This is a genomic window from Comamonas sp. SY3, assembly GCF_041730275.1.
Lineage (GTDB): Bacteria > Pseudomonadota > Gammaproteobacteria > Burkholderiales > Burkholderiaceae_C > Comamonas > Comamonas sediminis.
Genome location: NZ_JBGTYN010000002.1, coordinates 116,460 through 137,761 on the forward strand (window position 1 = coordinate 116,460; position 21,302 = coordinate 137,761).

Consider the following 21,302-nt stretch of genomic DNA (forward strand, 5'->3'; position numbering starts at 1 on the left):
CCCCTCTATGAAGGGGTCTGCTTACGCTGACAGCATGGAAGGCAGCGCTGGTCATCGCCGGGAGGTTTTGCTAGAATACTGTACATATACACAGTATTTATGCAAACCCTCGCCAAACTCCAGATTCTGGCCGACGCCGCCAAATACGATGCCAGCTGCGCATCCAGCGGCAGCAAGCCCCGCAATTCCCTGGGCGGCAAGGGGATGGGCTCGACCGAGGGCATGGGCATCTGCCACAGCTACACGCCCGATGGCCGCTGTGTCTCGCTGCTGAAGATTCTGCTGACGAACTTCTGCATCTACGACTGCCGCTACTGCATCAACCGCAAAAGCTCCAATGTGCAGCGCGCCCGCTTCAGCGCGGCCGAGGTGGTGGGGCTCACTCTGGACTTCTACCGCCGCAACTGCATAGAAGGCCTGTTTCTGTCCAGCGGCATCATCCAGTCGTCCGACTACACGATGGAGCAACTTGTCGAGGTGGCCCGCAGCCTGCGCGAGGACCACGATTTTCGCGGCTACATCCACCTCAAGACGATTCCAGATGCGTCCCCCGAATTGTTGGCGCTGGCGGGCCGCTATGCGGACCGGCTCAGCATCAATATCGAGCTGCCCACGCAGCAGGGACTGCAGCAATTGGCGCCGGAAAAGGATGCTATGGGCATTGCCTCGGCCATGCACCAGGTCGCGGAGCATATCGAAGTGGCCCGGCAGCAGAAGCAAGACCAGCAGGGCAGTAAGCTGGTATCGCTGCCCCGCCAGCGCCAGGCGGCCCGGGCGGCAGCGCCCAGCTATGCGCCGGCCGGCCAAAGCACGCAGATGATTGTCGGCGCTGACAGCGCCAATGATGCGACCATTCTGCTCACCAGCAGCGCGCTCTACACCGGCCAGCGCCTGCGCCGGGTCTATTACTCGGCCTTCAGCCCCATCCCCGATGCCTCGTCCGATCTGCCGCTGCAGGCGCCGCCGCTGATCCGCGAGCACCGTCTCTACCAGGCCGATTGGCTGATGCGCTTCTACGGCTTCAGCCCGGCAGAAATCACTGCACCGGCGAGCGGCGGCATGCTCGATCTGGAGCTGGACCCCAAACTCGCCTGGGCGCTGTCGCAGCGCCAGCATTTTCCGGTGGACTTGAACCGCGCGGCCAAGGCCTGGCTGCTGCGGGTGCCGGGCTTAGGTGTCGGCAGTGTCGAGCGCCTGTTGGCCGCCCGCAAGGTGCGCCGGCTGCGGCTGGCCGATCTGCAGCAGCTGCGCGTCGCCACCAGCAAGGTGCTGCCTTTTGTCGAGCTCGATGATTACCACCCGCCGCTGGCCATGCTCGACAGCCCCGGCTTGCGCCAACAGCTGCTTGCCCAGATGGGGCAGGGGGCTGTGCAGCGCCGGCACAGTGGCATGCAACTGGCGGCTGCGGCGCAGATCGCCTTGTTTTGAGGAGGCCAGGCATGCCAGCGGAGAACGACAGCTTGACGGTGATGTTGGAAGCGCCGGATGACTTTGCCGGCTTTCGCCAGGCCGCGCGGGTGTTGCTGGCCCTGGGCGCAGCGCCTGAGGTGGTGCACTGGCGCTGGTCGGATGAGTTGGCTACCCAGGCCGAGGATGGTGATTTGTTTGCGGATGCTGCGGCAGCCAATGATGCACCCGATGCGCCAGCCCGCGTCATCAGCCCCGATGCGCTGGACCGTTTGGCCATCGCACCCGGCCAGCCGGTGCACATTCGCAAACCCCAGCTGGCCGTGCTGCGCAATGCCTGCTGCCACCGCAATCCGGGGCGCTTCATGCTGTGCTACCGCTGGCTGTGGCGGGTTCAGTGCATGCCTGGCCTTGCGGGCGATGCGCTCGATGCCGATTGGCGCGATATCGAACGCCTGGCGCATGCAGTGCGGCGAGAGATCCACAAGATGCATGCCTTTGTGCGCTTCCGGCCCGCACAGGACGAAAACGGCCACCCGCTGCATGTGGCCTGGTTCGAACCCGAGCACCACATCGTTCGAGCGGCCTCGGGCTTTTTCATGGAGCGCTTCAGCAATATGCGCTGGGCGATTCTGACGCCGGACTGCAGCGTGCTCTGGGACCAGGAATGCCTGCAATGGGGCCCTGGCGCCTCAGCGGCCCAGGTGCCGGGCCCGGATGCGGGTGAAGCGCTATGGCTGGCCTATTACCAGTCCACCTTCAACCCGGCGCGCCTCAAGGAACAGGCCATGCTGCGCGAGATGCCGCGCCGGTACTGGAAGAACCTGCCCGAGACCCAGCTGATCAGCGGCCTGGTGGCAGGCGCGCGCAGCCGCACTGGAGAAATGCTGGCGGCGCAGCCAGGCGCCCGGCGCGCCTGACGCGGACAGCGGTTTTTCAGGCTCAGTGCAGTGACACGTCTTCGCGGCGCACATGGTCGTTGGCCGTGCCGGTAGGCCGGCTCGACCAGTAGCCTGCGAGCAGCGATCCCGAGATGTTGTGCCAGACCGAGAAAATGGCGCCTGGCAGCGCGGCCATCGGGCTGAAGAACTTCGCGCCCAGGCTGGCCGCGAGGCCCGAGTTCTGCATGCCCACCTCGATCGCCAATGTGCGGCAGACCGATTTATCAAAGCCCAGCAGGCGACCGCCCCAGTAACCACCCAGGTAACCGATCAGGTTGTGCGCAATCACGCCCGCCACCACGACGCCACCCACGGTGGCGATGCGGTCGCGGCTCAAGGCCACGACGGTGGACAGCACCAGCAGGATCGCCACCATCGACACGAGCGGCAGCAGACGCTCGACGCGCTTGATCTGCGCATGCCAGAAATGGTTCAGCAGCAGGCCCAGGCCAATCGGCAGCAGCACGATTTGTGCAATCTCCATCAGCAGCGCGCTGACCGGCACATCGATCGACGCCGAGATATAGAGGCGCGCAAGCAGCGGCGTGGCCACAATGCCGACCAGGGTGGACAGTGCACTGATCGTCACCGACAGCGCCACATCGCCCTTGGACAGAAAAATCATCACATTTGACGACGTACCGCTGGCGACGCTGCCGACCAGCACCATGCCGGCCGTCAGCTCGGGCGGCATGTTCAGCGCTTTGGCAATCAGCCAGGCGGCCAGCGGCATGATGAGGTAGTGCAGGAACAACCCGGCCGCAATCGGCGCAGGGCGCTGCAGTACGCGGCTGAAGTCGCTGATGCGCAGGGTCACGCCCATCGCAAACATGATCAGCATCAGCAACTGGGCAATATGGGGCTTGAAGCCCAGGAAGGCGGAGGGCGCGCTGTAGGCGATCAGCGCCATCACAGCTGCCCAGACGGGAAAAAGACGGGTCAACAAAGCAAGCACGGAAGTATCCAGACCAAAGCAAAGCCTGGGCGCTGCGCTTTCGGCCAGAGCCGGTGCAACGCCCGTGGGAGAAGAACGGGGTGGGGGCTGATGCGATGCGGCGGAGGTGGCGCTGTGCCGGGCCAGGGATAGCGGCCAGTGCAACAGCGCTGCGATGAATGCAGGCTACAGGTGGTAGCGGGCAAGCGCCGGATGCTTGTGGCGGGCCGCATCAGGCCTGCCATCATAAAGTTACGATTGCAACTGGTTGGGGGCAGGCCGCGGTGGCAACACGGCACACTCGGATATCCGCAGGCGGGTGTCTGTCAGCGCAATGCCTGTTGCAGGCGCAGACCCTGCCGCGCGCAAAGTTGGCATTTTTTGTACCCGAAGCCTGCTACGTTCTGCATAGCAATGTGGGCCCCATGCGTGGGCCGCATTCAGCGCCGGTGCGGTGCGGCGCAAGGTTTGGCCAATGTCGTTTTTATTGTAGGACTGCAGGCATTTTGTAACCTTTGGACGCAGGCCGCCGCTGCAATCTGCAGATCATCCGGTAGAGTCGTTGAGATTGGTTAACGATCTGATGCATTAATGCAACACCGTGACAGTGTCACTGGTGGCAATGCATCTCCTGCTCTGGAACAGCCGCTGCGACGCGCTGCCAGGGCCATCTCTAACTCGGTGCCATGCGGCCATGCACGCTGGACACATTTTTTGGGAGGAAGGTGCAGTTATGCCACCCCATGCAGCATCCTCAATGCCCTTGCCGCAAGTTGGCGGCTGGCTTGAACACAGTGTTGGCCCGTTGATGAGCTGGTGCGTGCTGGTAGCGGCCGCCGCGCTGGCCGGCCATATGGTTTTTCGGCTCACCGGCTTTCCCCGCATGCTGGGTTATACGGTCGTCGGCCTGCTGGCCGGCTGGCTCGGGTTTGGCGATCTGCCCTGGCCGCTGCAGGGCAATACCCAGGTGCTGCTGCATACGGCCGTAGGCACCAGCATGCTGATTGCCGCCTCGCAAATCTCGCTCAAATGGTTGGTGCGTCAGCCGTTTTTGCTGCTGCAAAGCCTGGTCGAATCGCTGGCAGCCCTCGTGCTGGTCACGGGCACTCTGCAACTGCTCGGCATGGGCTGGGCGGTGTCACTGGGTGTTGGCGTGATCGCGATGGCGGCGTCTCCATCCGTTCTTTTGCGCATCTCCTCGGATCTGCGCTCCAGCGGGGCCGTCACCGACCGCAGCGTGTTGATGGCAACGCTCAGCTGCGTGTACGCACTGGTGCTGGGCTTGGTCATCACCGTGGCATGGTCGCCGGTGGCTGGCACGGATGCCCAGTCGGGCCTGATGCTGACCGCAGCCGGCATGGGCCATCTGTTGTGGAACCTGGGCCTGACCCTGTTGTGGGCGCTGCTGACCACCGCCGCCTTGTGGCCGGTGTTGCGCTGGACCTCGTCGCGCAGCGACTCCACCGCGCTGTACATGCTTGCCGTGCTGGTGGCAGCCAGCCTGCTGTCTGAACGCCTGGGCGGCTCGGCGGCGCTGGCCTTTGTCCTCGCCGGCGTGATGCTGCGCAATCTCAGCCCCAGGCCGATGATCTGGCCCACGGCCTTCATGGCGGGCAACACCATGCTCAATCTGCTGATGTTTGTGCTGGTGGCCAGCATGGCCGGCCAGATGGCGCCGAGCGCAGCGCTGATCAGCGTGGTGGCGGCAGCCAGCCTGGCGCGCCTGCTGGGGAAGATGGGCGGGGTCATCTTGCTGGGCGCAGGCACCGGTATTGGCTGGCTGCGCCAGTGGCCAGTCGCCTGCGCGCAGTCGCCCAGCTCGGGGCTGGCACTGCTGATTGCCTCGGCCCAGGTGGCGCAATGGGCCACCACCAACCCGGATGTCGCCATCAGCGTATCGTCGATTGCGCTGCCAATGATTGTGCTGTGTGAGGTGATCGGTGTGCTGCTGGCCTCGCTGGCCCTCTGGCGCAGTGGCGAGGCCCACCGCGGAATCGGTCTGTCTGCCCTCACCAGCAAGGAGAAACGCCATGACGCTTGAAGCTTTCCAACAATCCCAGGCACTGACCTTGGGGGTGGAGCTGGAGCTGCAGCTGGTCAACACCAACCACTACGACCTGACGCCTTACGCCCCCGATATGCTGGCCCTGCTGAAGAATGCGCAGGTGCCGGGCTCGATCGTGCCGGAGGTGACCACCAGCATGATCGAGATATCGACCGGTATCTGTACCGATGCGCAGGATGCCTACCAGCAGCTGACGGTCACGCGCGACGCGCTGGTCAAGGCGGCCGACAAGCTCAATATTGCGCTGGCCGGCGGGGGAACCCACCCGTTCCAGCAGTGGCACCAGCAGCGCATCTACAACAAGCCGCGTTTCAAAGAGATCACTGCGCTGTATGGCTACCTGACCAAGCAATTCACGATCTTTGGCCAGCATGTGCATGTGGGCTGCCCCGGTGCCGACGCGGCATTGATGATGCTGCACCGGCTCTCGCGCTATATCCCGCACTTTATTGCGCTGTCGGCCTCCAGCCCCTTTGTGCAAGGGCAGGACACGGCTTTCGATTCGGCGCGGCTGAACTCGGTGTTTGCGTTTCCGCTGTCTGGCCGGGCACCGTTTGCGCTGCACTGGGAGGACTTTGAGCGCTACTACGAGAAGATGACCGCCACTGGGGTGATCCACAGCATGAAGGATTTCTACTGGGATATCCGCCCCAAGCCCGAGTTTGGCACCGTCGAGGTGCGGGTGTTTGACACGCCGCTGTCCATCGAGCGCGCCGTTGCACTGGCCGCCTATGTGCAGGCGCTGGGGGCCTGGTTCCTGGCCGAGGAGCCGTTCGAGCCCAGTGAGGACGACTACCTGGTCTACACCTACAACCGCTTCCAGGCCTGCCGATTCGGCCTGGAAGGCGCCTATGTGGACCCGGCAAGCAGCGAATCCTTTGGGCTGCGGGAGCACATCCTGCTGACCTTGCAGCGCATCCAGTCCTATGTGCCGGACAACAGCAAGGAGGCCTTGCTGCAGCTGCGCAAGACCGTCAACGAAGGGGTCAACGACGCCAGCCGCCTGCGCGAAGCCTATGCCCAGGCCCAGCAACTGCCCGAGGTGGTACGGCAGTCCACCCTGCGCTTCCGGTATTGATTGAAATACACCGGGTTGAAAGCCATCCGGGGCTGGCCTGCATTACAGTGCATGGTCAGCCTTTTTTGCCTTCACCCGTGTCTGAAAAATCTCTGCTGCTCATCCAGGTCGGCACACCGCCCGACGATATCCGTGCCCAGGCCGGCGATTTGCCGCTGTGGTTCTCCGCCGTGCTCGCTGCTGGGCCCGCGTTCAAGGTGGTGCGGGTGTTCGACGGTGAGCCCTTGCCGCCGCATGACGCGCACAGCGCCGCGATCATCACCGGCTCCTGGGCGATGGTCACCGATCGTCTGCCGTGGAGCGAAGCGGCGGCCCAGTGGATACGCGACGCGATGGCATTGGGGTTTCCGCTGTTTGGCGTCTGCTACGGGCACCAGCTGATGGCCCATGCGCTGGGTGGCAAAGTCGATTACCACCCCAAGGGCCGCGAAATGGGCTGCCTCGATATCGACCTGCTGGCCGGGGCCGAGGAAGAGGCATTGCTGGCCGGCTCAGGCCCGCGCTTCAAAGCCCATCTGACCCATATGCAAACGGTGCTGGAGCTGCCGCCAGGCGCCCGGGTGCTCGCAAGATCAGCCCATGACCCGCACCAGGTGGTGCGCTATGGGGCCCATGCAGTGTCCACCCAGTTCCATCCGGAGTTCAGCCAGAAGGTGGCTGCTGCCTGCATCCAGCTGCGTGCGAAGGTGCTGCAGTCGGAGGGTTTTGACCCGCAGGCGATGCTGGAGCAGCTGCGCGACACGCCTGTGCCGCAGCGGATGCTGCAGCGCTTTGTAGCAGCCTATGCCTGCCCGCCAGCAACCGCGCCGGCGCTGAACACGGCCTCGGGTGCTCAGGCCGGGACGACTTTGACGGTATAGCCCTTGCCGGAGGCGATGACTTCCAGCAGTCGGTCGATATTGGGATGCGCGCCGGGGCGGGCCTTGGCGTCGTCCGTATGTTCAGCAAAAATCTGCAGGCCTTCTTCAGCCGCTGCCACATTGATGCCGCCATGCTTGGCGGCCAGTGCGTTGTAGACCTTGGCCGAACCGGCCTTGCCGGGGGCATTCGGAATGGTGGCAGCCACCTGGCCATCGGCATCGATCAGTTGCAGCTCGGCGATATGGTCAATGGAAGGCAGGGATTGGAGGTTGTCAGCAAATGCCATGGGGCTCCTGGGCGCAGAAGTGGTATCAAAAAAATAGCTGCCGGTGCTTATTGCATGGGCAGCTCACGGGTTTTGTATTATGCAGCAAAGCCTTGCTGGCCAAGGGGGCAGGGCGGCCATCCTGCCGCCCACAGCCATCGTCAGTCCTGTGCCTTCACCAGGCCCATGATGAAGTCCCAATGCCGCGCATCCACCGGCGTGATCGACAGGCGGTTGCCTTTTTGCAGCACCCGCATATCTTCTAACGCTGGATATTGGCGCAGCGCAGCCACCGTGATGGGCTGGATCTTGCGCAGCGCCTGCACATCCAGCATCAGCCAGCGCGGGGCCTCGGGTTTGGACTTGGGGTCGTAGTACTTGGACTTCGGGTCGAACTGGCTGGCATCGGGCCGCAGATGGCCCGCGATGCGGGCAATGCCGTAAATACCGGGCTCGGCGCAGCTCGAATGCCAGTACAGCACACCATCGCCCACCTGCATGTCATCGCGCATGAAGTTGCGCGCCTGGTAGTTGCGCACGCCGTCCCAGGCGATCGTCGCCCGGGGCGCGTTGAGCGCGCGGTCGATGGAGAATTCATCGGGCTCGTTTTTCATCAGCCAGTAGCGGGTCGATGCAGCGTTCATGGTGCTTGGATGTAAGAACCTGTTCAAAGTCTCTACGCAGCCGCGTTGGAGTGCAATCGGAATGAGTTCGAAGGGCTGGTCCGCAGCTTGCACCGGGGTGCAAGCAAGGGCCAGCGCGCAGAAATCGCCCGATTTCACTCCAACCCGTTGGGACAGTGGCTTTGCGCTGCCCGGGTAGGGAGCGGTCTGCGTCGTTGCAAATCCTCGCAATAGCACAGCTATTGCTGCGGTGTTGCGCGGCTGGGCGCCCCCCTAGTATCCCATCTCGCAAAGACACTGTCGCGGCGCGAGGAGACTTTGAACAGGTTCTAAGGAGGGCGGGGCAGGCTGGTAGCGCGGCCCAGGCCTGAGCGCGCATGCTGCTGATGCTAAACGATGCGCCGCTCTGTTTATGGAAGCACAAGCGCTGCGGCAGTGTTGATGCCAGGCGGCGTTTATACGAGACAGCCCAAGCGTAAACAGCAGCAACATAGTACAATAGAGAGCTTTGCAAGCTTTTGTGGCTTGACTGCGTTGGCTGCCTGGCAGCTGCGCGGTACATCGTGTGCGGGATGCTGGTTGTTGGGGCCCGTTGGCGGGCCCGCTGATGGCCGCTTCGCTGAGTGGCCTGGCACGGCGCTTGCCCCCTGGGAGGTGAGAGCTGGCAAGACCATCCCGAACCATGGAGAGAGCCACCGCTTGTTGGTGGCACAGAGAACAGCATGGCGAACCGGTTTCGTTCATGCACCACTAGACAAGGATTCGTCGACTTATATGGCTAAAGAAGAACTGATTGAGATGCAAGGCTCCGTGACCGAAGTGCTGCCGGATTCGCGTTTTCGCGTGAAGCTGGACAACGGCCACGAGCTGATTGCCTACACGGGCGGCAAAATGCGCAAGCACCACATTCGCATTCTGGCCGGTGACAAGGTGTCGCTGGAGATGTCGCCTTACGATCTGAGCAAGGGCCGCATCACTTTCCGTCACCTGCCAGGCCGCGGCCCGGCACCTACCCAACGTTGACCGGATGCAGGGCCGCTGTAAAAAAATCGTCAAATACGAAATGCAGCAGCCCAAACCCTGGTTACAATAACGGCTTAGTCGGAGCGTAGCGCAGCCTGGTAGCGCATCTGCTTTGGGAGCAGAGGGTCGCGAGTTCGAATCCCGCCGCTCCGACCATTCCATTTAAAAACCTGTTGCATGCAAATGCAGCAGGTTTTTTGTTTTGCTGATTCGCGATTCGATACGGCTTGTATTGTTAAAGCGCTGGCAACGCTGGTTGACAGTCCGGCCAAGGTGGGGCGCTGGGTGCAGCGCCGAGGCCCATGCTGCGCAGCGGGCAGGGCGGCTGCCTGGCAACCATCCGATCCGCTAAAAAGTTGTCAAAGTAATCATTTTTCGCCAGAAGGGGCTGCGGCTCGATATACAATAGCGGCTTAGTCGGAGCGTAGCGCAGCCTGGTAGCGCATCTGCTTTGGGAGCAGAGGGTCGTGAGTTCGAATCCCACCGCTCCGACCATTCCTATTGAAAACCTGTTGCACGCAAGTGCAGCAGGTTTTTCGTTTGGGCAGTTCCAAAAAGGCCAGTTGCGCCCCACCATCCCAGTGGGTCCAGGGCGCCATCGCCCAAGCCATTCACCAGATGGCGATCGCCGTCAACATGGCTTGGCGATGCCCTTGCGCAGGGCGGGGAATGTATCCGGCTGGATACATATATTTTCCGAGCCGATGCACGTTGATTTTGCTGCATTCTTCGCTGAAACAGGCTTTGCCTAGCAGAAATTGGGCCTGCTTTTTTGCTGCCAGGAACGCTACAGGTAGCGTACACTCAATCCCATAGACACCATATGTAGTGTCCACCGCTTCCCCCACTGGTTATCCGATGCTGGTCTTCCTCCAGCCACTGCGCGCCTGCGATGCCGGGCGCGTTTTGGCGCGGGATAGCTGCGTCTTGCGCCCGTGGTCCTGCGTTTTTTATCCCATTAGAAACATCGCAAATGAACCAGACAAGCACTATGAGAGTCACCAAGCGTGACGGTCGCGTTGAACCCATCGACCTGGACAAAATCCACCGAGTGATTGACTGGGCGGCCAAGGGCCTGAGCAATGTGTCGGTCTCGCAGATCGAGCTGCAGTCGCATATCCAGTTCTATGACGGCATCCGCACCGATGCGATCCATGAAACCATCATCAAGTCCGCCGCCGACCTGATCTCCGAAGACGCGCCCGACTACCAGTACGTCGCAGCGCGCCTGGCCATCTTCCACCTGCGCAAGATTGCGTTCGGCCAGTTCGAGCCGCCGCATCTGTACGAGCATGTGCAAAAGCTCACCGAGCTCAAGAAGTACGATCCCCATCTGCTGGCCGATTACAGCCGCGAAGAGTACGACGAGATCAATGGTTTCATCGACCACTGGCGCGATATGGACTTCTCCTACGCGGCAGTCAAGCAGCTCGAAGGCAAGTACCTGGTGCAGAACCGGGTGACCAAGCGCATCTACGAAAGCCCGCAGATCCTGTACGTGCTGGTTGCGATGAGCCTGTTTGCCAAGTACCCGGCCGACCGCCGTCTGCAGTACATCAAGCGCTTCTATGATGCCGTCTCGCGCTTCAAGATTTCGCTGCCCACGCCCATCATGTCGGGCGTGCGCACGCCGCTGCGCCAGTTCAGCTCCTGCGTGCTGATCGAGTGCGACGACAGCCTCGACAGCATCAATGCCACCACCAGCGCCATCGTCAAGTACGTGTCGCAGCGCGCCGGTATCGGCATCAACGGTGGCCGCATCCGCGCGCTGGGCAGCGAGATCCGTGGCGGCGAGGCGCAGCACACCGGCTGCCTGCCTTTCTTCAAGATGTTCCAGTCGGCCGTCAAGTCCTGCTCGCAAGGCGGCGTGCGCGGCGGTGCAGCCACCTTGTTCTACCCGCTGTGGCACCTGGAAGCCGAGTCGCTGCTCGTGCTGAAGAACAACCGTGGCGTCGAAGAAAACCGCATCCGCCATCTGGACTACGGTATCCAGATCAACCGCATGCTCTACCAGCGCCTGATCAAGGGCCAGAACATCAGCCTGTTCTCGCCCCATGATGTGCCCGGTCTGTACGAGGCCTTCTTTGCCGACCAGAACAAGTTCGAAGAGCTGTACGTCAAGTACGAGAGCGACGAATCCATCCGCAAGCGCACCTTGCCCGCAGTGGAGCTGTTCTCGCTGATGATGCAAGAGCGTGCCAGCACCGGCCGTATCTACATCCAGAACGTGGACCACTGCAACACGCACAGCCCGTTCAACCCGGCCGTCGCTCCCGTGCGCCAGTCGAACCTGTGCATGGAAATCCTGCTGCCGACCCACCCGCTCGAAGACATCAAGGACGAGAACGGCGAAATCGCGCTGTGCACCCTGTCGGCCTTCAACCTGGGCGCGCTGGAATCGACCGACGAGCTCGAAGAGCTGGCCGACCTGATCGTGCGCGCACTCGATGCCCTGCTGGACTACCAGGACTACCCGGTGGCCGCTGCCCGCATTGCGACCGAAAAGCGCCGCTCGCTGGGCGTGGGCGTGATCAACTACGCCTACTACCTGGCCAAGAATGGTGTGCGCTACTCCGACGGTTCGGCCAATGGCCTGACCCACCGCACGTTTGAAGCCATCCAGTACTACCTGCTCAAGGCATCGGTGCAGCTGTCGCGTGAATTCGGTCCTTGCACCGCCTTTGCCGAAACCAACTACGCCGCCGGCATCCTGCCGATCGATACCTACAAAAAGGACATCGACGGCCTGACCGACGAGCCCCTGCACCTCGACTGGGAAACGCTGCGCACCGAGATCAAGACCCATGGTCTGCGCAACTCGACCCTGACCGCGCTGATGCCGTCGGAGACCTCCAGCCAGATCGCCAACGCGACCAATGGCATCGAGCCTCCACGGGGCTTTGTTTCGGTCAAGCAGTCCAAGGACGGCATCCTGCGCCAGGTGGTGCCGGAGATCGATCGCTTGAAGGGCCAGTACGAACTGCTCTGGCAAATGCCCAACAACGATGGCTACCTGAAGCTCGTGGGCCTGATGCAGAAGTTTGTCGACCAGTCCATCTCGGCCAACACCAACTACGACCCGCAGCGCTTCGCCGACGGCAAGGTACCGATGCAGCAACTGCTCAAGGACCTGCTACAGGCCTACAAGTTGGGTGTCAAGACCCTGTACTACCACAACACCCGTGATGGTGCCGAAGACATGCAGGGCGCGGCTGCAGAAGACGACTGCGCCAGCGGCGCCTGCAAGATCTAAGCGGAGAGAAGGCGATGGCATACAGCACCTTCTCCAAGGTCGACAATGACCAGCTCAAGGAACCGATGTTCTTTGGCAATCCGGTCAACGTCGCCCGCTACGACCAGCAGAAGTACCCGATCTTCGAGAAGCTGATCGAAAAGCAGCTCTCGTTTTTCTGGCGCCCTGAAGAAGTGGACATCACGCAGGACCGGATCGACTACCAGAACCTGCCTGACCACGAAAAGCACATCTTCATCAGCAACCTGAAGTACCAGACCCTGTTGGACTCGATCCAGGGGCGCAGCCCCAACATGGCCTTCCTGCCGCTGGTGTCGCTGCCGGAGCTGGAGACCTGGATCGAGACCTGGGCGTTTTCCGAGACCATCCACTCGCGCTCCTACACGCACATCCTGCGCAACATCGTCAACGATCCATCGGTGATCTTTGACGACATCATGCGCAACGAGAGCATCAAGCTGCGCGCGGGCGACATCTCGTCGTACTACGACGACCTGATCCGTGATGCGATGCTGCACGCCCAGTTGGGCCCGGGCAGCCACACGATCAATGGCGTGGTGCACGAGATCGATGTGTACCAGCTCAAGAAGAAGATGTACCTGTGCCTGATGAATGTGAACATTCTGGAGGCCATCCGCTTTTATGTGAGCTTTGCCTGCTCCTTCGCGTTTGCCGAGCGCAAGCTGATGGAGGGCAATGCCAAGATCATCCGCCTGATCGCCCGCGATGAAGCGCTGCACCTGACCGGCACCCAGCACTTGCTCAACATCATGCGTTCGGGCCAGGACGATCCGGACTTTGCCAAGATCGCCAAAGAGACCGAGCAGGAATGCTTTGAGATGTTCAAGACCGCAGCCTTGCAGGAAAAGCAGTGGGCTGAGTACCTGTTCCGCGACGGCTCGATGATCGGCCTGAACAAGGACATTCTGAGCCAGTACGTGGAGTACATCACCAATATCCGCATGTCGGCGATCGGCCTCAAACCCGCGTTCGAAAACGCCAAGAGCAACCCGATCCCCTGGATCAACACCTGGCTGTCGTCCGACACCGTGCAGGTGGCCCCGCAAGAGGTGGAGCTGAGCTCCTACCTGGTGGGCCAGATCAACGCCGAAGTCTCGCTGGATGACCTGAGCGGAATCGAGTTGTGACTACGGTCAGCACCACGGACACCCTCATACGCGTGCTGCCAGGGGAGACCCTGCTTGAAGCGCTGGAGCGCACTGGCCACGACGTGGAATACCAGTGCCGTGGTGGCTATTGCGGCAGCTGCCGCCTCACCTTGGTCGAGGGCGAAGTCGTCTACACCCAGGAGCCGCTGGCCTTTGTCGGGCCCCATGAAGTGGTTCCCTGCTGCTGCGTGGTCAAGACCCCCATCAAGGTGGAGTGCAGTCTCCGGCAACTGGAAACCAGCGCCGACGACAAGAGCCAGCTGGCCTTGGATCTGTAGGTCTCTGCCGTTCTGTGCGCAGGCCCCATGCTGAGCTTGGGGCCTTTTTTTTGCTGCCTGCGATGCACAGCAATGACAGCTTTTTGTCTCAGCAATGCCTGCCGCCAGCACGTTCCCCTGCTGCTCTGGCGAACTTTACACAAGCAGGGTTTAAGGGGCTGGATGGCCGCTTGACTGCCCCTGCGCCCCTTGATGGGTACAGGCCGCCACCGCTTGGTGCAGCAGCGCGCAGGCCTGGTGCAGGGACGGTCAAAAACCAGGCATGCATGCACTGTGGCTGTGCAGGGCCACCGGGTTAGCGCGTAATGGTTTTTACCCGCGAAGCCTGGCTTGTGCCCGCCCTCGAATTTCTTGTTTGCGCCGACTGCGCGATCGCTTGATCATCGCTGCCAGATCAGAGCTTCTGATCCACACAGCTTGCATGATTCGGAGATACCAGATGGCAACAAGCCAAGTCATACGCGCCGGGGCAGATATCGGCGGCACTTTCACAGACATCGCACTGGAGGTCGATGGCGTCCTGTTCAGTGAGAAGGTCCTGACTGACTATGAGAAGCCCGAGCGCGCCATCGTCACAGGCCTCAAGCAGGCGGCGGCCCAGGCGGGGATCGCGCCATCGCAGATCGGCACGGTGATCCACGGCACCACCTTGGCCACCAATTCGCTGATCGAGCGGCGCGGTGCCAGGACCGCCTTCATCACCAGCGAAGGTTTTCGCGATGTGATCGAGATGCGCAACGAGGGCCGTTTTGAGCAGTACGACCTGGCCATCCAGCTGCCCGCACCGCTGATTGCCCGCAACCACCGCTTTACCGTGCGGGGCCGGCTTGATGCCAAGGGCCAGGAGCTGCAGCCGCTCGATGAGGCACAGGTGCAGGATGTGATTGCGCAGCTGCGCCGGGGCGAGTACGAAAGCGTGGCCGTGGGCCTGATGCACAGCTACAAGAACCCGGTCCATGAAAAACGGGTGCGCGCGCTGATTGCCCAGGCTTTGCCCCAGCTGTCGGTGTCCATCTCCAGCGAGGTCTCGCCCCAGATCCGCGAGTTCGAGCGCTTCAACACCGTCTGCGCCAATGCCTATGTGAAGCCGCTGATGTCCTCCTATCTGCAGCGCCTGGCCCAGGCGCTGGTGGCAGAAGGCATGCACTGCCCACTCTACCTGATCCATTCGGGTGGCGGCTTGATGTCACTGGCCAATGCTGCCGAATTCCCGGTGCGCCTGCTGGAGTCCGGTCCGGCCGGCGGCGCCATCTACGCCAGCGATTTTGCGGCCAAGTATGGCCAGGACAAGGTCGTCTCCTTCGACATGGGTGGCACCACCGCCAAGATCTGCCTCATCGACCAGCATGTGCCCAAGACGGCGCGGGTGTTTGAAGTCGCGCGCAGCTACCGCTTCAAAAAGGGCAGCGGCATGCCGATCTCGATCCCGGTCATCGAGATGATCGAGATCGGTGCGGGCGGCGGCTCCATCGCGCATGTGGACGATATGCGCCAGGTGCGCGTGGGGCCCGAGAGCGCCGGCTCCGAGCCCGGACCGGCCAGCTACAGCCGGGGCGGCGCACGCCCCACGGTAACCGATGCCGATCTGCTGCTGCACAAGCTCGACCCGGCCCGCTTTGCCGGCGGCAGCATGCGGCTGGATATGCCCGCTGCCGAACAAGCCATGGACGCCCATGTGGGCCAGGCCCAGGGCCTGGATGCGGTACGCGCCGCCTACGCGGTGGCTGAGGTGGTGGACGAGAACATGGCCAATGCCGCGCGCATGCATGCGGTGGAGTCCGGCCAGGACCTGGAGGCCTACACGATGATCGCCTACGGCGGCGCGGCGCCACTGCATGCCGTGCGGCTTTGCGAGAAGCTCGGCATCCAGCGCCTGCTGATCCCGACCGGCGCTGGCGTGGGCTCGGCCATCGGCTTCTTGCGTGCGCCCTTTGCCTATGAGTCGCTGCGCAGCTCGGTGATGCGCATGAGCCAGTTCGATGGGGAAGCCGTCAACCAGATGCTGCGCGAGATGGAGGTGGAGGTGAGCGCGTTTTTGCAAGACACCGGCTATGGCGGCGAGACCGTCAAGGAGCTGCGCGCCTTCATGCGCTACTGCGGCCAGGGCTGGGAGATTCCGGTCTCGGTGCCCGTGCAGCACTTTGGGCCGGACAGCGTGCCCGCGCTCAACGCGGCCTTTGTGCAGAACTATGTGGCTTTGTTCGGCCACGCGATCGACGGCCTTGACATCGAGGTGGTGAGCTGGGCACTGTCCTTGCGTTCCAAGACCTTGCCCCCGGCCCAGGCTGCGTTGCAGCAGGGCGGCACGCCGCAAAAGGGGGCCGGCACGGTGCTGGACCGCCGCGAGGTGTTCGACGGCAAGCAAGGCCAGTTCTATGCCTGCGACATCTATGAGCGCCTGGGCCTGCCCCGGGGCCAGGCTGTGCCCGGCCCGGTGGTGATCGTGGAAAAGGAAACCTCGACCTATGTCAGCCCCGGCTTCAAGGTTGTGCTGCAGTCAGACGACTGCATGCTGGTGGAACGCATCGACAGCGGAGTGTGATCATGGCAAACAATACAGACGTTCATTACCAAATCATGTGGAACCGCCTCATCTCGGTGGTGGAAGAGCAGGCAGTCACGTTGATTCGCACCGCCTTTTGCACCAGCGTGCGGGAGGCGGGCGACTTGTCGGCCGGCGTGTTCGACAGGCAGGGCCGCATGATGGCCCAGGCCGTGACCGGCACCCCTGGGCATGTGAACTCGATGGCCGAGTCGGTCGCACATTTTGCGAAGCGCTTTGAGCGCAGCACGCTCCAGGATGGCGATGTGCTGGTCACCAACGACCCCTGGCTGGGTACCGGCCACCTGCACGACATCACCGTCGTCACGCCGGTCTTTTATGGCCCTGACGGCCACAGCGAACACATCGGCTACTTTGCCGCCACCGCCCACGTGGTGGACATCGGCGGGCGCGGCTTTGGCCCAGACGGCAGCGATGTCTACGAAGAGGGCCTGTGCATTCCGCCGATGAAGTTCTTCCGCGCCGGCGCGCTCAACGAGGACCTGATCGAGATCCTGCGCAACAACGTGCGTGAGCGCGACCAGGTGATTGGCGACTTCCACTCGCTGGCTGTCTGCAATGCCACCGGCATGCGCCGCCTCAAGGGCATGCTGGCCGAGTTTGAACTGCGCGACCTGGAAGACCTGGCCCGCTTCATCTTTGACAACAGCCAGCGCGCCACCCGCGAGCGCATCGCCGCGTTGCCCGATGGTACCCAACGCTATGCGATGACCGTCGATGGCTATGAAAAGCCCATCGAGCTGGTGGTGGCCGTGGAGATTGCGGCCGACAAGCTGCGCGCCGACTTCGCCGGCACCTCGGACCCCAGCCGCTACGGCATCAATGTGCCGCTGACCTACACCAAGGCCTATGCCTCCTATGCACTCAAGTGCGCGATTGCGCCGGAGATCCCCAACAACTGGGGCTCGCTGGAGCCCTTCGAGATCAGCGCGCCCGAGGACTGCATCCTCAACGCCCACCGCCCGCGCCCGGTGTCCGTGCGCCATGTGATCGGCCACCTGATCCCCGATGTGGTGCTGGGCGCGCTGCAGCCCATTTGCCAGGGCGAGATCCCGGCCGAAGGGGCCAGCTCGCTGTGGAACCTGCAGATGCGCTTCAAGGGCATCACGCCGGCCACCCGCAACCAGCAGCACGAGATCCTGATGTTCAATACCGGTGGCACCGGTGCGCGCCCGTCCAGCGATGGCCTGAGCGCCACCGCCTTCCCCAGCGGCGTGCAGGCCATGTCGGTCGAGGTGACCGAGAGCATCGGCCCCATCATCATCTGGCGCAAGGAGCTGCGCCCGAACTCGGGCGGTGCCGGCCGCTGGCGGGGTGGTCTGGGCCAGCGCATCGAGGTGGGCTCGGCCGAAGGCTTCGAGTTCGACCTGAACGCCATGTTTGACCGCGTGCATTTTGCGGCCCGGGGCCACAACGGCGGCCAAAGCGGCGCGCTGGGCCAGGTCGCGCTCGATGACGGCACCGCCTTGCGCGGCAAGGGCAAGCAGCAGATCCCGGCCGGGCGCCGCCTGATTCTGGACCTGCCCGGTGGCGGCGGCAACGGCGATGCGGCCCAGCGCCCGGCAGCGCTGGTGCAGCGCGATGTGGCCTATGGCTACATCAGCGCCGAGCAAGCCCAGGCCGATTACGCCCATGCGGCACCACGGACCCCGGCCTGATCGCCTGAAGCTGGCCAGCGGCGCTGCCGCTGGCCCTTCCAGCGCGCTGGCCCGCTTTTCTTTTTCTCCCACAGCAGGACACCAAGGACTCCCGATGCGCACACAAAATCCCACGGCAAATGGATTTGCCGCCCCCAGTGCCAGCCTTACCGACTGGCCGTCCCCCTCGTCGACGGCCGCGCCACGCACGGTGCAGTCCAAGGAGCTCAACCGCGTCGTGCTGGCCTCGGTGGTCGGCAGCTTTGTCGAATGGTTCGAGTTTTCCGTCTACGGCTACCTGGCCGCAGTGCTGGGCAAGGTTTTCTTTGCCAGCAGCTCACCCACGATGCAGGTCACCGCGTCCTGGGCGGCCTTTGCGATTGCGTTTTTTGCCCGGCCCATCGGCGGCATCTTCTTTGGCTCGCTGGGCGACAAGTACGGCCGAAAGCGCGTGCTGACCATCACCATCATCATGATGGCCATCTCCACGTTCCTGATCGGCGTGCTGCCCGGCTATGCCAGCATCGGCATCGCCGCACCGTTGCTGCTGATCGTGCTGCGCCTGATGCAGGGCCTGTCCGCCGGGGGCGAGGCCAGTGGCGCCGCCATCTTTGTGGCCGAATACTGCCGGGACCGCAACCGCACCTTGCTCACCAGCTGGGTGGAGGTTGGGTGCATGGCCGGCTTCTTCTTTGGTGCCTCGGTGTCCGCGATCCTGACCGTGTTCTTCAGTGCCGACCAGATTCTGGACTGGGCCTGGCGCATTCCCTTTCTGATTGCACTGCCGCTGGGCGCCATTGGCCTCTACATCCGCAAGTACCTCGAAGAGACCCCGACCTTTGTCGCGATGAAGCAGCAGCACGATGCGCTGGCACAGGCGAGCTGGAAAGTGCTGTTCGCCACCCACAAGAAGGAGCTGTTCCAGTCGGCCGGCATCATCATCGTGACCAATGTCACCTTGTTCACCGTCGTCACCTACATCCCGACCTACTTTGTCAGCGCGCTGCATGTGGATGTGGCCACCGGCCTCAAGCTGTCCCTGGGCCCACAGCTCTTTCTGGTGGTGATGATCCCCCTGATGGGCATGCTGGCCGACAAGCTCAGCCGCAAGACCATGATGACCGCCGCCAGCCTGGCCATCGCGGTGCTGGCCGTGCCCTGTTTCCACCTGCTGCTCGAAGGCAGCACCGCCGCCAAGGTCTCGTCCTTGATGGTGCTGAACTTCTGCCTGGCCATGCTGCTGGGCAGCATCTACTCGATCATCCCGTCAATGTTCCACACCAGCGTGCGCTTCAAGGGCATGGCGCTGAGCTACAACGTGGCCGTGGCCATGTTTGCCGGCACCGCGCCGATGATCAACTCCTGGCTGATCGCCCGCACCGGCAACCCTGTCGTGCCTGCCTACTACCTGATCGGCGCGGCCATCATCGGCCTCATCGCCCTGGTCAGCAGCCGGGATCGTACCGGTCTGCCGATGCATGGTGATCCGGTGCAGTAAGCCGATGCGCTGCTGCGCGCTGCGCGCTGCGCCAGCCCGAACGCATCCCTTCCGGATGCGTTTTTTTATCAGCGTAACGGGCAGGGCGCAGCAGGCTGGAACGGTGTTGAGCCGGTCCGATGGGAGCCGGGCCGCCACCTATAATCATCGGCAGCCCGGGCAGTCGTCCTCCGTGCCCGGCGCCCCTCCATGAAATACAAGCTACCGCCCCTGCAGCCGCTGCGCGTGTTCGAGTCCGTCTTCCGCCATGGCTCCATCCGCAAGGCGGCCGACGAACTGTGCCTGACCCCGCAGGCCGCCAGCCAGCAGCTCAAGCAGCTGGAGAGTGCCCTGGACGTGCAGCTGTTCGAGCGCGGCACCCGTGGCCTGCTCGCCAGTGAGGAGGCGCAGACGCTGTACCACTATGTGGAGCAGGGGCTGGATGCGCTGAGCCAGGGGATGGAGGCGGTGCGCGCCCACCACAACGACGCACAGTTCCATATCCAGGTCAGCCCCTACTTTGCGACCCAGTACCTGATCCGCTCGCTGCCGTCGTTCACCAAGGATTACCCCGCATTGGATCTGCGCATCTCCATTGGCGTGGAGCTGCCTTCGTTTGACAGCAGTGATCTGGATGCTGCAATCGTCTGGGGCTATGGCGGTGTGGACCACCTCGATGAAACACCGCTGCTCGAAGACCTCAAGGTCATCGTTGCCGCACCCCAGCTGCTGGCCGAGCACCCGGTGGAAACCGCGCAGGACCTGCCGCACCACCGGCTCATCTCGCCGCTCAGCCACAACACCTTGTGGCAGGACATCTATGCCATGCTGGGCCTGGATCCGGGCGACAAGCATGCCAGCCCGATGCTGCTGCACACACACGATGCGATGCTGCAGGCCGTCCTCAGCGGGCAGGGGGTGGGGCTGCTGTCCTATGTGGATGCGCTCAGCTACATCCACAGCGGCAAGCTGCTCGCGCCCTTTGGCCCGGAGCTGCTGCGCCAACTGCCGATGGATAGAACGCCCAAATTCCACCTCTATACGCGCCGGGGCGGGGGGGAGCGGCCGATCCAGACCAGCTTTCGGCAATGGCTGCTGGGCCAGTTGAGCAGCACCGACTTCATCGGCTACGCGTCGCGCCTGCCGCCGAGCCGATCACGCCCCCCAGCCAGCGCTGTATCGCCGGGCTGACACAGCCTGCCGTCGAACGGCGCACCAATGGCTCGCGGCTGGTACACTGGCTGCGCTTTGAAAAAAGCCTATCTACAGGTGCTTGTCATGCACAAGTGAAACGGGAACAAGGTCGGGAGGAAGCTCCCCCAAGCCTTGGCTGCCCCCGCAACGGTAGACAGGAAAAGTAGCCGATGCGGCCCGCTCCCACGCGGGCCCAGTCACTGGGGTCGAGAGTGTGTCCATGCCTGCGAGGCCATGAGACACGCCCGCCCTGGGAAGACCGGTTACCGGGTCGGCGCCTGCGCCGTACCGCCTGTAAGCCCGGAGACCGGCCTGTTCGTAGTCGTAGCGTGTTCCGGACCTCTCTGTCCTGACGGCGCTCTCTCAACTGTCTGCGGGGTGTGGACGGCGGTTCGGCATGCGGCCCCGTCCCTGGGATGACCGCGTGCAGTGCGGCCCTCACATCAGGCAGTTTTCGCCTTTTGTTGAAATGACTGCAGTTCCTTATCCGAAAAACCGGCTCCTGGCAGCCGGTCGGCTCTCTTCCTCGTTGCG

17 protein-coding genes, 2 tRNA genes and 1 riboswitch are annotated in these 21,302 nt (G+C 62.9%); of the genes, 16 read left to right on the top strand and 3 right to left on the bottom strand.

Annotation, left to right across the window (positions count from 1 at the left end; genetic code table 11):
• The first annotated feature begins 99 nt into the window (after positions 1–99).
• Positions 100–1,428 (top strand): putative DNA modification/repair radical SAM protein, encoded by a 1,329-nt coding sequence (locus ACCQ08_RS03560; protein WP_373448919.1) that lies wholly within the window; start codon positions 100–102, stop codon positions 1,426–1,428.
• Positions 1,429–1,439: 11 nt separating this feature from the next.
• Positions 1,440–2,327: a TIGR03915 family putative DNA repair protein gene (locus tag ACCQ08_RS03565; RefSeq protein ID WP_373448920.1), complete on the top strand. Its 888-nt coding sequence runs from the start codon at positions 1,440–1,442 to the stop codon at positions 2,325–2,327.
• A gap of 22 nt (positions 2,328–2,349) precedes the next feature.
• On the opposite strand, the gene ACCQ08_RS03570 is transcribed toward ACCQ08_RS03565, so the two are convergent.
• Complete coding sequence (locus ACCQ08_RS03570) at positions 2,350–3,303, bottom strand: bile acid:sodium symporter family protein (RefSeq protein ID WP_239811981.1); 954 nt, start codon at positions 3,301–3,303, stop codon at positions 2,350–2,352.
• 736 nt (positions 3,304–4,039) lie between these two features.
• Between ACCQ08_RS03570 and ACCQ08_RS03575 the strand changes: the two genes are divergently transcribed.
• From ACCQ08_RS03575 to ACCQ08_RS03585, 3 genes are all read left to right on the top strand, one after another.
• The gene (locus tag ACCQ08_RS03575; protein ID WP_312528582.1) at positions 4,040–5,323 is read left to right on the top strand and encodes a cation:proton antiporter; all 1,284 of its coding nucleotides are present in this window, start codon (positions 4,040–4,042) and stop codon (positions 5,321–5,323) included.
• Positions 5,313–6,425, top strand: a complete 1,113-nt coding sequence (locus ACCQ08_RS03580) for a YbdK family carboxylate-amine ligase (protein WP_239811983.1) — start codon at positions 5,313–5,315, stop codon at positions 6,423–6,425. Before ACCQ08_RS03575 ends, ACCQ08_RS03580 begins: the two co-directional genes overlap by 11 nt.
• Positions 6,426–6,502: 77 nt before the next feature.
• Positions 6,503–7,285, top strand: a complete 783-nt coding sequence (locus ACCQ08_RS03585) for a glutamine amidotransferase (RefSeq protein WP_312462597.1) — start codon at positions 6,503–6,505, stop codon at positions 7,283–7,285.
• Here ACCQ08_RS03585 and ACCQ08_RS03590 read toward each other — a convergent pair.
• Both ACCQ08_RS03590 and ACCQ08_RS03595 read right to left on the bottom strand, forming a co-directional pair.
• Positions 7,258–7,572 (bottom strand): DUF2322 family protein, encoded by a 315-nt coding sequence (locus ACCQ08_RS03590; protein ID WP_239811985.1) that lies wholly within the window; start codon positions 7,570–7,572, stop codon positions 7,258–7,260. The two genes, ACCQ08_RS03585 and ACCQ08_RS03590, sit on opposite strands and share 28 nt — an antisense overlap.
• Before the next feature lie 140 nt (positions 7,573–7,712).
• On the bottom strand, positions 7,713–8,195 hold the full coding sequence (locus ACCQ08_RS03595) for an EVE domain-containing protein (RefSeq protein ID WP_373448921.1): 483 nt from the start codon (positions 8,193–8,195) through the stop codon (positions 7,713–7,715).
• 753 nt (positions 8,196–8,948) lie between these two features.
• Between ACCQ08_RS03595 and infA the strand changes: the two genes are divergently transcribed.
• The 11 genes from infA (at position 8,949) to ACCQ08_RS03650 (ending at position 20,765) form a co-directional block, all read left to right on the top strand.
• On the top strand, positions 8,949–9,197 hold the full coding sequence (gene infA / locus ACCQ08_RS03600) for a translation initiation factor IF-1 (protein WP_133856176.1): 249 nt from the start codon (positions 8,949–8,951) through the stop codon (positions 9,195–9,197).
• Positions 9,198–9,276: 79 nt separating this feature from the next.
• Positions 9,277–9,353 (top strand) — tRNA-Pro (locus ACCQ08_RS03605).
• A 262-nt stretch (positions 9,354–9,615) separates the two neighbouring features.
• A tRNA-Pro gene (locus ACCQ08_RS03610) sits at positions 9,616–9,692 on the top strand.
• Positions 9,665–9,949 carry a hypothetical protein gene (locus ACCQ08_RS03615; RefSeq protein ID WP_373448922.1) on the top strand — a complete coding sequence of 95 codons (285 nt, stop codon included), beginning with the start codon at positions 9,665–9,667 and terminating at the stop codon, positions 9,947–9,949. Before ACCQ08_RS03610 ends, ACCQ08_RS03615 begins: the two co-directional genes overlap by 28 nt.
• A gap of 239 nt (positions 9,950–10,188) precedes the next feature.
• The gene (gene nrdA, locus ACCQ08_RS03620) at positions 10,189–12,450 is read left to right on the top strand and encodes a class 1a ribonucleoside-diphosphate reductase subunit alpha (RefSeq protein WP_373448923.1); all 2,262 of its coding nucleotides are present in this window, start codon (positions 10,189–10,191) and stop codon (positions 12,448–12,450) included.
• Between the two features lie 14 nt (positions 12,451–12,464).
• Entirely contained in the window at positions 12,465–13,598 is a 1,134-nt protein-coding gene (gene nrdB / locus ACCQ08_RS03625; protein WP_239811988.1) for a class Ia ribonucleoside-diphosphate reductase subunit beta, read from the top strand.
• Complete coding sequence (yfaE, locus tag ACCQ08_RS03630; RefSeq protein WP_312835818.1) at positions 13,595–13,897, top strand: class I ribonucleotide reductase maintenance protein YfaE; 303 nt, start codon at positions 13,595–13,597, stop codon at positions 13,895–13,897. The genes nrdB and yfaE overlap by 4 nt, the downstream gene beginning before the upstream one ends.
• 439 nt (positions 13,898–14,336) lie before the next feature.
• Positions 14,337–16,439 (top strand): hydantoinase/oxoprolinase family protein, encoded by a 2,103-nt coding sequence (locus tag ACCQ08_RS03635; RefSeq protein WP_373448924.1) that lies wholly within the window; start codon positions 14,337–14,339, stop codon positions 16,437–16,439.
• 2 nt (positions 16,440–16,441) lie between these two features.
• Positions 16,442–18,118, top strand: coding sequence for a hydantoinase B/oxoprolinase family protein (locus tag ACCQ08_RS03640; RefSeq protein ID WP_313329706.1), 1,677 nt, complete (start codon positions 16,442–16,444; stop codon positions 18,116–18,118).
• A gap of 94 nt (positions 18,119–18,212) precedes the next feature.
• Positions 18,213–19,595: an MFS transporter gene (locus ACCQ08_RS03645; RefSeq protein ID WP_312409121.1), complete on the top strand. Its 1,383-nt coding sequence runs from the start codon at positions 18,213–18,215 to the stop codon at positions 19,593–19,595.
• 189 nt (positions 19,596–19,784) lie between these two features.
• On the top strand, positions 19,785–20,765 hold the full coding sequence (locus ACCQ08_RS03650; RefSeq protein ID WP_373448925.1) for a LysR substrate-binding domain-containing protein: 981 nt from the start codon (positions 19,785–19,787) through the stop codon (positions 20,763–20,765).
• Positions 20,766–20,824: 59 nt separating this feature from the next.
• Positions 20,825–21,099, top strand: a riboswitch (cobalamin riboswitch).
• The last annotated feature ends 203 nt before the right edge of the window (positions 21,100–21,302 follow it).